Genomic DNA, 12,691 nt, shown 5'->3' with positions numbered 1-12,691 from the left:
CGCCTACTCATCCTCCCGCGAATCCGTCGATCATGAGGTTATCGCCAGGAGACGCCGGGACGGCGGACAACAACTCCATGATCACCGATTTCAGGCCCCGGGGGCGGGAGCGGAGGCCGGGGGTGGGTGGGGGTCAGGGGTGGGGGCGGCGGAGGCGGAGGGCCTGGGCGATGTAGTCGAAGCCGGTCAGCACCGTGACGATCACGGCGGCGCCCATGATCCACGGGGCGACGACGGACAGGGCGGCGGGCATCGGCCACAGGTACCAGGTGATGGCGAGGATCTGGAGCGCGGTCTTGATCTTCCCACCCCGGCTGGCCGCGATCACCCCGTGCCGGATCACCCAGAAGCGCAGCGCCGTGATCCCCAGCTCGCGGGCGAGGATCACCGCGGTCACCCACCAGGGCAGCAGGTCGTACCAGGAGAGCAGCACCAGGGCCGCCCCGGTGAGCGCCTTGTCGGCGATCGGGTCGGCGACCTTGCCGACCGAGGTGACGAGCTTGAACCGGCGGGCGATCCAGCCGTCCACCAGGTCGGTCACCGAGGCGACGACGAAGATCAGGCAGGCGGCCATCCGCCAACCCGCGTGCGTCATGCCCGAGGCGACCACGGTCGCCGCGAAGACCGGGACCAGCACCAGGCGCAGCGCCGTCAGCCCGTTCGCCGCGTTCAGCACCGGCACCCGGGCCACCACCGTGGACTCCGCTCCGGTCATCGCCGCACCCCACTCCGGCCGCCGTGGCGTCCCTGGCACCGCACCACGTGGCTCCCCCGCTCCGTCCGGCCCCGGCGTCACCGTGCCGCGCCGGGCGCCGCCGAGATCATCTCATCCGGCACGGCGACCAGGTCGACACCCTCGGTCCCGGTGACCGTGGCCCGGACCAGGTCGCCGGGGCGCAGCGCGGCCAGGTCCACCCCGCCGCCGTGCGGCGCGACCAGGGTGGTCGAGCCGTCGACCTCGGGGGCCTGGTGGGCCGCCCGCCCCTCCACCACACCGTCGGCGACCGAGTCGACCAGCACCTCCACCGTCGAGCCGATCCGGTCCTCCGCCCGCTGCGAGCAGAGCTCGTCGGCGAGCGCGCTGAGCTTGTCGTACCGGCGCTTCACGGTGGCGGCGGAGACCTTGCCGGGCAGACCGGCGGCCTCGGTGCCGTCCTCGTCGCTGTAGTCGAACATGCCGATCGCGTCGAGCCGCGCCTCGGTCAGGAATCGGACCAGCTCGTCCACGTCGGCCCGGGTCTCCCCGGGGAAGCCGACGATGAAGTTGCTCCGGGCACCCGCCTCCGGGGCCAGCGCGCGGGCGGAGGCCAGCAGCTCCAGGAACCGGTCGGTGGAGCCGAAACGGCGCATCCGGCGCAGCACCGGCTCGCTGGAGTGCTGGAACGACAGGTCGAAGTAGGGCGCGACGCCGGGCGTGGTGGCGATCACCTCGACCAGGCCGGGCCGGGTCTCGGCGGGCTGGAGGTAGCTGGCCCGCACCCGGACGATGCCGTCGATCGCGGCGAGCTGCGGGAGCAGCTTCTCCAACGCCCGCGGGTCGCCCAGGTCCTTGCCGTACGACGTCGAGTTCTCGCTGACCAGCACCAGCTCGCGGACGCCGGTCTTGGCCAGCCACTCCGCCTCGGCGAGCAGCTCGTCCGGGGTACGCGAGACGAAGGCGCCGCGGAAGGCGGGGATGGCGCAGAACGCGCAGCGCCGGTCGCAGCCGCTGGCCAGCTTGAGCGAGGCGACCGGACCGGTGTCGAGCCGGTGCCGCAGCACCTGCCGCAGGTGGGCCGGGGTGTGCTCGTCGGTCTCGGTGACCGCCCGGGTGGGGGTGCCGTGGCCGGGCAGCGAGACCGCCGCGTCGCGCCGCTTGACCGGGGTGAGCGGCAGCAGCTCCCGCCGGTCGCGCGGGGTGTGCGCGTCGATCGCCTCGCCGGCCACCACCGCGTTGAGCCGGGCGGAGATGTCCGGGTAGTCGTCGAAGCTCAGCACCGCCTGCGCCTCGGGCAGGCTGTCGGCCAGCTCCCGACCGTACCGCTCGGCCATGCAGCCGGCGGCCACCACCTTGGCGCCGGTGTCGGCGGCGGCGAGCAGCGTCTGGATCGAGTCCTGCTTCGCCTTCTCCACGAAGCCGCAGGTGTTGACGACCACCACGTCGGCGCCCTCGCCGTCGGTGGTCACCTGCCAGCCGTCGGCGTGCAGCCGGGCGGCCAACTCCTCCGAGTCGACCTCGTTACGGGCGCAGCCCAGGGTCAGCAGGGCGACGCGGCGGCCGGCGGCGGCGGACGACAGCTCCAGGTCGCCGCGCGGCGCCAGACCGGCCTTCATTCGGTCCGGAGCGCCGCCTAGCGGCGCGGAGGCCGAATTATGGCCGCCAGCCGAGCCGGAGTTGTCGGAAGGGGAGGTGGCAGACACCATCCGAGGGTACCGGGCCGCGTCAGGGTCTCCACCAACGGCGGGCCGGGGCATCGGCCGGCTCACACCGGTCCGGTCGCGGGGCCGGCCACACCCGTTCACCGCGCGGCCCGTCGTGCGGCCGGGTCGTCCCGGTCGGCGCGGCGGATCGCGGCGGAGCCCGCCCGGTCGGCGGCGGATCGCGGTGGGACCGCCCGGTCAGCGCGCGGCGGCGCCGACCCGCGCCAGCCGGTCGAGCAGGAAGACCTCGGTGCCGGCGAGGCCCGTCGAGCAGAAGACCGAGATCTGGTCCGCGCCGGTCCGGCCGGGAACCGCGCCCGCCAGCACCGCGCCCAGATCACGCAGCCGCTCGGCGTACGGCGGCAGGACGGCCAGCATCGGCGGGTCGTACGCGGCCGCCTGGGCCGGCGAGTCGGTGGCCAGGACGTCGGCGGCGGCCAGCAGGTCGGCGCCGAACTCGGCGCGGTGCCGCTGCTTGAAGCCGACCGTGTTGACGTGCGTGCCCGGGGCGAGGTCCCGGGCGTCCAGCACCGGCGCCGGGCTGGTGGTGGCGAGCACCACGATGTCCCGCCCGGTCACCGCCGCCGAGGCGGTGGCCACCGCCCGGGTCGGCACGCCCAGCTCGGCCCGGACCCGGGCGGCGAACGCCTCCCGGTTGCCGGCCGAACGGCTGTGCACGGTCACCTCCCGCAGCGGACGGACCGCGGCGGCCGCCCAGACCTGGGTCCACGCCTGCCGGCCGGAGCCGACCACGCCGACGGTGGCCGCGTCGGGGCGGGCGAGGGCGTCCACGGCCACCCCGCCCAGTCCCCCGGTCCGCCGGGAGCCCAACTCCTCGCCGACGGCGATCGCCCGCACCGCCCCGGTGCGCCCGTCGTGCAGCACGACGAGCTGCCCGCTCTCCGGGTGCCCGAAGGTGTCGTACGACCGGAAGCCGTACCACTCGCCGGTCAGGTGGCCGGCGGTGAGCACCATCCGGCCGCCGCCGAGCGGCGCGCTCGCCCGGGGCGGGGCGACCAGCCGACCCTCGTACGCGGCCAGCAGGGCGTCCCGCATCGCGGCGACGGTGACCGGGGCGTCCAGGGTGGCGGCGACGTCCTCGTCGGAGAAGAGCAGCGTCATGACCCCATACTGCAACTTGAAGTCAGGTTGAGATCCATCGGTGGTGGGGTTCGTCACCGCGCCGGCGGCCGCCGCGCCCGGCCGGTGCTAGCGTCGGCTGTGGCGGTCCCCGCCGGCGCACCGACGGCCGGGCCGTCCCGGACGAGTCGTGGGCGTACCCGGTCAGGCCAAGACGCCCCGGACGACGACCGACTCGTCCCGGCCCGGGTGGCCGGGCCGCGCGCAAGAGGTGACCCCATGGCCTGGATCGTGCTGGTGCTCTCCGGATTCCTCGAGACGGCGTGGGCGATCGCCCTGGACCGCAGCGCGGGATTCAGCCGCCCCCTGCCCTCCGCCGTGTTCGCGGTCACCCTGGTGCTGAGCATGGCCGGCCTGGCGTACGCGCTGCGCGAGATCCCGGTCGGCACCGGCTACGCCGTCTGGGTGGGCATCGGCGCGGTGGGCACGGCGCTGGTCGGCATGCTCGCCCTGCACGAACCGGCGAACCTGCCCCGGATCGCCTGCCTGCTGCTGGTCGTGGCCGGCGTCGTGGGCCTGAAGGTCTTCCACTGACCGGTACCGCCCCGATTCGCGGCGTATCGCACCGGATGCGTACCGCGAGCGCCGAGTGGGTAGTGACCGATCACCCACCGAAGGGCCAACTCACGGAGGACACCATGGCCGACATCCACGCCACCGCCCGCCCGCGCAGCAGCGCCGCGCGGATCTGCACCATCCTGGGTTTCGTCTTCGCCGTCATCGCGGTCTTCTTCCTGCCGCCGCTGTTCGGCCTGGCCGGTCTGATCCTCGGCATCGTCGGCGCGGTCCTCGGCGACAAGCCGCTGGGCTGGTACGCCGCCGGCGCGAGCGTGCTCGGCGCGATCCTCGGCATGGTCATCGGCGCCGCGCTGATGAACTCCTGACCGACCTCCCCACGACGAAGGCCCGCCGGGATGCCGGCGGGCCTTGTCGCGTCGGGTGCACCGGGCGGGCCTACTCCTCGCCGCCGCGCAGGCCGACCAGGACCTCCTCCAGCTCGTCCGGCTTGACCAGCACGTCGCGCGCCTTGGACCCCTCGGACGGGCCGACCACGCCCCGGGTCTCCATCAGGTCCATCAACCGGCCCGCCTTGGCGAAGCCGACCCGCAGCTTGCGCTGGAGCATCGAGGTGGAACCGAACTGCGAGGTGACCACCAGCTCCACCGCCTGCACGAGCAGGTCCAGGTCGTCGCCGATGTCCTCGTCGATCTTCTTCTTGCTCTCCTGCGCGGGGGCCAGCACGTCCGGCCGGAACTCCGGCTCGCGCTGGTCCTTGCAGAACTTGACCACGTCGGCGATTTCGCGCTCGGTGACCCAGGCACCCTGGATCCGCACCGGCTTGGAGGCGCCCATCGGCAGGAACAGCCCGTCGCCGCGGCCGAGCAGCTTCTCCGCGCCGGGCTGGTCGAGGATGACCCGCGAGTCGGCCAGCGAGGAGGTGGCGAACGCCAGCCGGGACGGCACGTTGGCCTTGATCAGACCGGTCACCACGTCCACCGAGGGCCGCTGGGTGGCCAGCACCAGGTGGATGCCGGCGGCGCGGGCCAGCTGGGTGATCCGGACGACCGAGTCCTCCACGTCGCGCGGCGCGACCATCATCAGGTCGGCCAGCTCGTCCACGATCACCAGCAGGTACGGGTACGGGCGCATCTCCCGCTCGCTGCCCGGCGGGGCCTTGATCTCGCCGTTGCGCACCTTGCGGTTGAAGTCGTCGATGTGCCGGACCCCGTTGGCGGCGAGGTCGTCGTAGCGCATGTCCATCTCGCGGACGACCCAGTCCAGCGAGTCGGCCGCCTTCTTGGCGTTGGTCACGATCGGGGTGACCAGGTGCGGGATGCCCTCGTAGCCGGTCATCTCGACCCGCTTCGGGTCGATCAGCAGCAGCCGTACCTCGTCCGGCGTGGCCCGGGTGAGGATCGACACCAGCAGGGTGTTGAGGCAGGACGACTTGCCCGCGCCGGTCGCGCCGGCGATCAGGATGTGCGGCATCTTGGCGAGGTTGGCCACCACGTAGCCGCCCTCGATGTCCTTGCCGAGCGCCACCACCATCGGGTGGTGGTCGCTGGTCGCGGCCCGCGAGCGGAGCACGTCACCGAGGGCCACGTTCTCCGGGTCGGTGTTCGGGATCTCCACGCCGACCGCGCTCTTGCCCGGGATCGGGCTGAGGATCCGCACGTCCGGCGACTTCACGGCGTACGCGATGTTGCGGGAGAGCTGGGTGATCCGCTCGACCTTGACGCCGTGGCCCAGCTCGACCTCGTACCGGGTGACCGTCGGGCCCCGGGTGAAGCCGGTGACGGCGGCGTCCACGTCGAACTGGTCGAAGACGCCGGTCAGCGCCGCGATCACCTCGTCGTTGGCCTTGCTGCGGGTCTTCGGCGCGGCGCCGCCGCTGAGCATGTTGGCCGGCGGCAGGGTGTAGTCGCCGGCCAGCCCGGTGAGCGCGAGCTGCTCGGCCCGGGTGGGCGCGGGCGAGTGCTCCGGCGGCTCGACCGGCTTGCGTGAGGCGGGCACCTTCCCCCGGGGCTTGCGGGGCAGCACCACGGTGTCCTGGAGGTCGACGCCGTCGTGGTCGTCGTCCGGGTCGTCCGGGTCCAGCGGCGGCGGCAGCCGCTTGGCGGGCCGCTTGCGGGCCGCCTTCTCGGCCACCTCGGCCTCGTCGCCGGCCGGGGGCGCGACCAGGGTGCCGGCGAGCAGGCCGAGCCGCTCCGGGATCTTGTTGATCGGGGTCGCGGTGACCACCAGCAGGCCGAAGAGGAGCAGCAGGACCAGCAGCGGCACCGCCACCCAGGCGGTGATCGCCGTCTCCAGCAGGTCACCGACGCCCGCGCCGATCAGGCCGCCCGCGTAGTCCCGCTGCACGGAGTCGACCGGATCCTGTCCGATGTGGAGCATGGCCGCGGTGGCGAGCAGCATGGAGCCCCAGCCGACCAGGCCGCGGCCCCGGTGCTCGGGGTCGGCCGACGTGCGCATCAGCCGCCAGGCGCCGATCATCAGCAACACCGGCACCACGATCGCGATCGCGCCGAGGAAGAGCCGCACGGTGTCGGCCAGCCGGGCGCCGACCGGCCCGGCGCCGCCGAACCAGATGGCCACCGCGGTGAGGATGGCGAAGCCGAAGAGCAGCAGCCCGGCGCCGTCGCGGCGGTGCTCCGGATCCAGGTCGCGCGCCGACGCGGCCTGCCGGCCGGCCGCCCGGACCGCCCAGCCCACCCCGTGCGCCAGCCCCATCCAGAGCGCGCCGACCGCGCGTCCGATGTAGACGGCCGGGCCGGGCCGGGCCGCGGTTCGCCGCCGGGCCGCCGCCCGGGTGGTCTTCTTCGCCGGTTGGCGGGCACGGCTGTTCGTGGTGCCGCGCGGCGACGCGCCGCGCCGCCGAGTCGCCTGAGAGGTACGGCCCGCCATAGAGTCAACCGTAACGGCGTCACCCGGCAGATCGCCGCTTTTCCGGGTCGTGTCCGCGCGTCGCACCACGGACCGCGCCGTCGGTGTGTTATTCGCCTCAGAAGGGATGCCCCATGGCGTCGCCGGAGATCGAGGACGGTCCGGACGGCCCCCTGGCCGGACACCCGCAGGCACTACGGCCGCTGACGGGCGAACTGATCGCCGCGGTGCTGGCCAACCGGGGTTACAAAATCGGCGCGGACGCCGACGGCGACCTGGTGGGCCGCTGGGAGGAGAGCCTGATCTGGTTCTTCCGCCGAGGCGCCGCGGGCGAGCTGCTCCAGGTCCGCACCGTCGCGGCCCCCCGCTTCGGCATCGAGCGGGTGCCCGCCCTGTACGCCTTCTGCAACTCCTGGAACCACGACCGGCTCTGGCCCAAGGCGTTCGTGCACGTCGCCGACGACGGGCTGGCCCAGGTCTGCGGCGAGGTGATCACCGACCTGGAACGCGGGGTCACCCCGCACCAGCTCGACCAACTGATCGACTGTGGCGTCTCCACCGGCTGCCAGCTCGCCGCCGCCGCCGGCGACCTGCCCGGCGGGTCGGTCCGGTGACCGTCTCCCGTGACCGCGGGCTGGCCGAGGCGCTGGCCGAGGCCCGGGACCTGCCCGACGGGGAGGCCCGCTTCGCCGAGCTGGAGCGGATCGCCGGTCAGGCCGAGGCGACCGGCGACCCGGGCACCGGGCTGGCCGCCCGGTTCGCGCTGATCGAGGCGTACCTGCACCACGGGGAGCGGTGGCGGCTGCTCGAACCGGTGCGCCGCTGCCTGGCCGCGGTCGACCGGACGCCCGGGCTGCTGGCCGGCCGCCCCGGCGACGCCGAGACGCTGCGCCGCCACCAGCGGCAGGCGGTGGAGGCGTTCCTCGGCACCCCACGGGTCGGCCTGGACCAGGCCCGGTCCCTGCTGGACGACCTCGCCGACCGGATCGGCCCGGACGCCGAACCGGTCGCCGAGCTGCGCTGCCGGCTCGCCGACCACCTCGGCGACGAGCCGTCCGCCCGCCGGGAGCACGACCGGTGGCGGGGGGCCGCACCCGACCCGGCCGGCGGCTGCCCCGGATGCGTCCCAGCGCGGCGGGCCGAACTGCTGGCCGGGTGGGGCGAGCACGCGGCGGCGCTCGACGCGCTGCGACCGGTGCTCGACGGCGAGGTGCGCTGCACCGACCAGCCGGAGCGGGCCCTCACGGTGGCGCTGCTGCCGTGGCTGCGGACCGGGGCGGCCGACCGGGCGGGACGGGCGCACCTGCGGGCGTACCGGCGACACCGGCGGGAGCGGACGGCCTTCCCGCAGCTCGCCGCGCACCTGCGGTTCTGCGCGCTGGGCGGGCACCTGGACCGGGGGCTGGACATCCTCGCCGAGCAGCTGCCGCGGCTGGACCACCCGTACGACGATCTGTCCGCGATGGAGTTCGCCGCCGCCGGCGCGCTGCTCTGCACCCTGGCCACCGAGGCCGGGCGGGGCGGGCGGCGCCTCCACCGCCCCGGCCACGGTCCCCGGCCGGCGGCCGAGGTGGACGTGGCGACGCTCGGCGCGGACCTGCTCGCGGTGGCGACCGAGCTGGCCGGCAGCTTCGACGCCCGCAACGGCACCGGCCACCAGTCCGGGCGGATCGCCTCCTGGCTGGCCGACCGGCCGCTCGCCGACCCGGTGCCGCTGCCGGCCGAGGACTCCCCCGACGAGTGGCCGGCCGACGATCCGAAGCGGGCCGAACCGCCGGCGGAGGAGCCGGTCCCGCTGAGCCTGGCCCTGGTGACCGCCGCCCTGGACCGGCGGGGCGACGGGTACGCGGTGGAGCCGGACGGCACGGTGGTGGGCCGCTGGGGCGAGGCGGTGATCCGGTACCGCCGGCTGGGGCGGCGCGGGGAGATCCTGCACGCCCGGGTGGTGGCCACCCGCCGGCTGCCGGCGGCCCGGCGCGCCGAGGCGTACGCGTTCTGCAACGCCTGGAACCACGACCGGCTGCTGCCCAAGGCGTACGTGCACGAGCTGGACTCCGGTGAGCTGCTGCTGGCCGGGGACGTCAGCACCGACCTGGAGCACGGGGTGGCCCCCGTGCAGCTCGACGTGCTGATCGACGCGACGGTGGGCACCGGCGTCGGGTACGCCGCCGCGGTCGCCGCGCTGCCCTGACCGACCGTCGGACGCGGCGCGGCCCCCGGCCACCGGGCGGTGGTGGACGGGGGCCGCGGTCCGGCTCGCCGAGCGGGCCGCCCGGCGACGGCTCAGCGGGCCGAGAAGGCCAGGGTGTACGCCCCCTCGCCGTCCAGCCCGACGACCCGGTAGCGGTAGACACCGGCCGGGGTCCCGGCGGTCAGCCGGGCCACGCCGTCGGAGGTGTCGGCGCTGGCCACGGTCTCGAACGAGGTCCCGGTGAAGCGCTGTAGCTGCACCGCCGCCAGGGTGCCCTCCGGCGCGTCCAGGCAGGCTTCCTGGCTGCCGGCGGCGGCCCGGAACCAGCGACCGTCCGGCTGGTTCTGCGCCCGGCCGGCCGCGATCTCGCCGGTGCGGCTCACCTGGCCCGTGCACCCCGTCTGCTCCCCGGCCGGCGGCGCGCCCGGGGCGGCGGTGGCCGGCGGGGCGGTGGCGTCGCCACCGGCGGGCGGCGCGGCCGGCGCCGACCGGCCGGCCGCGGTGACCAGGGTCAGGTTGTTGCGCTGGAGGATCTCGTTGACCGGTTGGAAGAAGGTGACGCCGCCCTGCGTGCAGTCCCCGGACCCACCGGAGGTGACCCCCTGCGCCTGGTCGCCGGAGAGCCACGCGCCGCCGGAGTCGCCCGGTTCGGCGCAGACGTTCGTCCGGGTCAGCCCGGTGACCGTTCCCTCCGGATAGTTCACTGTGGCGTTCTTCGCCTGGATCACGCCGCAGCGGGTGCCGGTGGTCGAGCCGGAGCGGCAGACCGAGGCGCCGACGGGGGCCTCGGTGGAGCCGTTCACCGGCACCGTGCCGCCGTTGAAGTCGTTCACCACACCCTGCGGCGTCCACTCGCCGTTCACCTCGACCACCGCCCAGTCGTCCCCGGGGAACGACGAGGCGGCGAAGGTGCCCTGGGCGATCCGGTTCGCGCCGGTGGTCCGGTCGCCCGGCCGGCCGCAGTGCCCGGCGGTGAGGAAGCCGCCCACCACCGAGAAGCCGACCGAGCAGCGGCCGGCGTTGTTGATGAAGAACGCGTCGCCGCCGCGTACGTCGAACAGCGGGCGGGGCGCCTCCGCGACGGCCCGCACCCGGACCGACCCGGCGGGCACGCCGCTGGCCTCGGCGAACCGCCGGCCGGCCGCCTCCGCACCCGGCTGGGCGAGCACCACCACCGAGTTGGTGGCGACGTCGACGTACCAGCCGGAGACGTCCGGGCCGGCCTTGCCGCCGGCCGAGTCGAGCCGGCTCTTCACCGCGTCCAACTCCCGGACCCCCCGGTCGACCTGCTTCGGCACCGCGCCGGCCGCCGTCACCTGCGCCGCCCGCGCCGGGTCGGCCACCGCCACGGTCAGCGTCGCGCCGTCGGCGCTGAGCCAGCTGCCGCCGTAGTCCTCGCCCAGCTCGCCGCGGAGCCGGGCGACCGTGCCCGCCGCCCACCGCTCGGTCCTCAGCCGCTTCGTCGCCTGCTCCCGGCTCAGCGAGAGGTCGCGGCTCATGGCGTCCACCACCTCCGGCGCGACGCCGTCGGACGCCGCGGGCGCGCCGCCGCGGGGCGCCGTGCCCTCCCCGGCGAACGACGGCAGGGTCACGGCCGCCGCCGCTCCCACCGCCGCCACCAGTACGCCGATGGCTGTGATCCGTCTGCGGTCCATCCGCCACGCTCCTCCCGGCCGGCGCGGGGTACGCCTGCCGGAGCGGAGTACGGAGACGAACGCCGATCGGTTGAAGTGACCGTCGACGATCCACCGAGCGTGGTCGGGCGACGCCGGGACGTACCCGGAGAGTGACGACGCCGGCCCACCGCGGACGGTGGACCGGCGTGCGGAGCGGGTGGGGTCAGACCTCGACCACGGTCGGGACGATCATCGGCCGCCGCCGGTACGCGTCGTTGACCCACCGTCCGACGGTGCGCCGGACGATCTGCTGGAGCTGGTGCGGATCGGTGATGCCGTCCGCGGCGGCCCGGTTGAGCGCGTCGGTGACCAGCGGGATCACCGGGTTGAACGCCGCCGGATCCTCGGAGAAGCCCTTCGCCGACAGCGTCGGACCGGCGACCACCTTGCCGGTCACCGAGTCGACCACCACGGTGGTGGCGATGAAGCCGCCGTCGCCGAGGATCCGCCGCTCGGTGAGCAGCGACTCGCTGACGTCGCCGACGGCGAGACCGTCGACGTAGACGTACCGGCTCCGGACGTGCCCGACCAGGCTGGCGCGGCCCTCGACCAGGTCGACCACGTCGCCGTCCTCGCAGAGCACCACCCGGTCCGGGGCGACCCCGGACTCGATGCCGAGGCGGGCGTGGGCGCGCAGGTGCCGCCACTCGCCGTGCACCGGCATGAGGTTGCTCGGGCGGACCATGTTGAGCAGGTAGAGCAGCTCCCCGGCGGGGGCGTGGCCGGAGACGTGCACCTTGGCGACGTCCTTGTGCACGACCACCGCGCCGGCTCGGGCCAGCCGGTTGATCACCCGGTAGACGGAGGTCTCGTTGCCGGGCACCAGCGACGAGGCCAGCACCACGGTGTCGCCGGGGGCGATGGTGATGTGCCGGTGGTCGCCGCTGGCCATCCGGCCCAGGGCGCTCATCGGCTCGCCCTGCGAGCCGGTGGACATCAGCAGGATCTGCTCGGGCGGCAGCGTGGTCGCCTCCTCGATCCCGATGACCAGGCCCGCCGGGATGTTGAGCAGGCCGAGGTCCCGGGCGATGCCCATGTTCCGGACCATGGACCGGCCGATCAGGGCCACCTTGCGGCCGTGCTCGACCGCCGAGTCGAAGACCTGCTGCACCCGGTGCACGTGCGAGGCGAACGAGGCGACGATGATCCGCCCCTTGGCCTTCGCGAAGATCGAGTCGAGCACCGGCCCGATCTCCCGCTCCGGGGTGACGAAGCCGGGGATCTCCGCGTTCGTGGAGTCGGACAGCAGCAGGTCGACGCCCTCGGCGCCGAGCCGGGCGAAGCCGGCCAGGTCGGTGATCCGGCCGTCCAGCGGGAGCTGGTCCATCTTGAAGTCGCCGGTGTGCAACACCAGGCCGGCCGGCGTGCGGATGGCCACCGCCAGCGCGTCCGGGATGGAGTGGTTGACGGCGAAGAACTCCAGCTCGAACGGGCCGAGCCGCTCCCGGCCGCCCTCCCGCACGGTCAGTGTGTACGGCTGGATCCGCCGCTCGGCCAGCTTCGCCTCGACCAAGGCGAGGGTGAACTGGGAGCCGACCAGCGGGATGTCCGACTTGTGGGCGAGCAGGTACGGCACGGCGCCGATGTGGTCCTCGTGACCGTGGGTGAGCACGATCGCCTGGATGTCGCCGAGCCGGTCCAGGATCGGCCCGAAGTCGGGCAGGATCAGGTCCACGCCCGGCTGCTCGACGTCGGGGAAGAGCACCCCGCAGTCGACGATCAGCAGCTTGCCGTCGTACTCGAAGACGGTCATGTTCCGGCCGATGGCGCCGAGTCCGCCGAGCGGGATGATCCGCAGGCCACCCTCCGGCAGCGGCGGGGGCAGTTCACCCTCGAAGTGCGCCTCGGTCACGCGTCCACCTCATTCTGCGACGCCGTCACGCGGCGTCCGTCGTGTCGT

10 protein-coding genes and 1 riboswitch are annotated in these 12,691 nt (G+C 74.6%); of the genes, 4 read left to right on the top strand and 6 right to left on the bottom strand.

The window, feature by feature from the left end:
- Positions 1-133 precede the first annotated feature (133 nt).
- The 3 genes from pgsA to ACFOYX_RS23540 all read right to left on the bottom strand — a co-directional run bounded on the left by pgsA (position 134) and on the right by ACFOYX_RS23540 (position 3,522).
- A complete protein-coding gene (gene pgsA / locus ACFOYX_RS23550) occupies positions 134-715 on the bottom strand; it encodes a CDP-diacylglycerol--glycerol-3-phosphate 3-phosphatidyltransferase (protein ID WP_322439235.1) in 582 nt (193 codons plus the stop codon).
- A gap of 77 nt (positions 716-792) precedes the next feature.
- The gene (rimO, locus tag ACFOYX_RS23545) at positions 793-2,313 is read right to left on the bottom strand and encodes a 30S ribosomal protein S12 methylthiotransferase RimO (RefSeq protein ID WP_322439236.1); all 1,521 of its coding nucleotides are present in this window, start codon (positions 2,311-2,313) and stop codon (positions 793-795) included.
- Between the two features lie 285 nt (positions 2,314-2,598).
- A complete protein-coding gene (locus ACFOYX_RS23540; protein ID WP_322439237.1) occupies positions 2,599-3,522 on the bottom strand; it encodes an ornithine cyclodeaminase family protein in 924 nt (307 codons plus the stop codon).
- Between the two features lie 119 nt (positions 3,523-3,641).
- Positions 3,642-3,704, top strand: a riboswitch (guanidine-III (ykkC-III) riboswitch).
- A 55-nt stretch (positions 3,705-3,759) separates the two neighbouring features.
- Here ACFOYX_RS23540 and ACFOYX_RS23535 point away from each other — a divergent pair.
- Positions 3,760-4,074, top strand: coding sequence for a multidrug efflux SMR transporter (locus ACFOYX_RS23535; RefSeq protein ID WP_322439238.1), 315 nt, complete (start codon positions 3,760-3,762; stop codon positions 4,072-4,074).
- Positions 4,075-4,178: 104 nt separating this feature from the next.
- The gene (locus ACFOYX_RS23530) at positions 4,179-4,424 is read left to right on the top strand and encodes a hypothetical protein (RefSeq protein ID WP_109804448.1); all 246 of its coding nucleotides are present in this window, start codon (positions 4,179-4,181) and stop codon (positions 4,422-4,424) included.
- 70 nt (positions 4,425-4,494) lie between these two features.
- Here the strand turns inward: ACFOYX_RS23530 and ACFOYX_RS23525 are convergent, their stop codons facing one another.
- Positions 4,495-6,945 (bottom strand): DNA translocase FtsK 4TM domain-containing protein, encoded by a 2,451-nt coding sequence (locus ACFOYX_RS23525; RefSeq protein WP_322439239.1) that lies wholly within the window; start codon positions 6,943-6,945, stop codon positions 4,495-4,497.
- 113 nt (positions 6,946-7,058) lie between these two features.
- On the opposite strand from ACFOYX_RS23525, the gene ACFOYX_RS23520 reads away from it, so the two are divergent.
- Positions 7,059-7,538: a YbjN domain-containing protein gene (locus tag ACFOYX_RS23520; protein WP_322439240.1), complete on the top strand. Its 480-nt coding sequence runs from the start codon at positions 7,059-7,061 to the stop codon at positions 7,536-7,538.
- Positions 7,535-9,115 carry a YbjN domain-containing protein gene (locus tag ACFOYX_RS23515; RefSeq protein WP_322439241.1) on the top strand — a complete coding sequence of 527 codons (1,581 nt, stop codon included), beginning with the start codon at positions 7,535-7,537 and terminating at the stop codon, positions 9,113-9,115. Before ACFOYX_RS23520 ends, ACFOYX_RS23515 begins: the two co-directional genes overlap by 4 nt.
- Positions 9,116-9,207: 92 nt before the next feature.
- Here the strand turns inward: ACFOYX_RS23515 and ACFOYX_RS23510 are convergent, their stop codons facing one another.
- Both ACFOYX_RS23510 and ACFOYX_RS23505 read right to left on the bottom strand, forming a co-directional pair.
- Positions 9,208-10,770 (bottom strand): S1 family peptidase, encoded by a 1,563-nt coding sequence (locus ACFOYX_RS23510; RefSeq protein WP_322439242.1) that lies wholly within the window; start codon positions 10,768-10,770, stop codon positions 9,208-9,210.
- A gap of 184 nt (positions 10,771-10,954) precedes the next feature.
- The gene (locus tag ACFOYX_RS23505; protein ID WP_322439243.1) at positions 10,955-12,643 is read right to left on the bottom strand and encodes a ribonuclease J; all 1,689 of its coding nucleotides are present in this window, start codon (positions 12,641-12,643) and stop codon (positions 10,955-10,957) included.
- Between the last annotated feature and the right edge of the window lie 48 nt (positions 12,644-12,691).

The organism is Micromonospora sp. GCM10011541 (genome assembly GCF_042650725.1).
Classification (GTDB): Bacteria; Actinomycetota; Actinomycetes; order Mycobacteriales; family Micromonosporaceae; genus Micromonospora; species Micromonospora sicca.
This window is presented reverse-complemented; position numbering and strand designations above follow the sequence as displayed.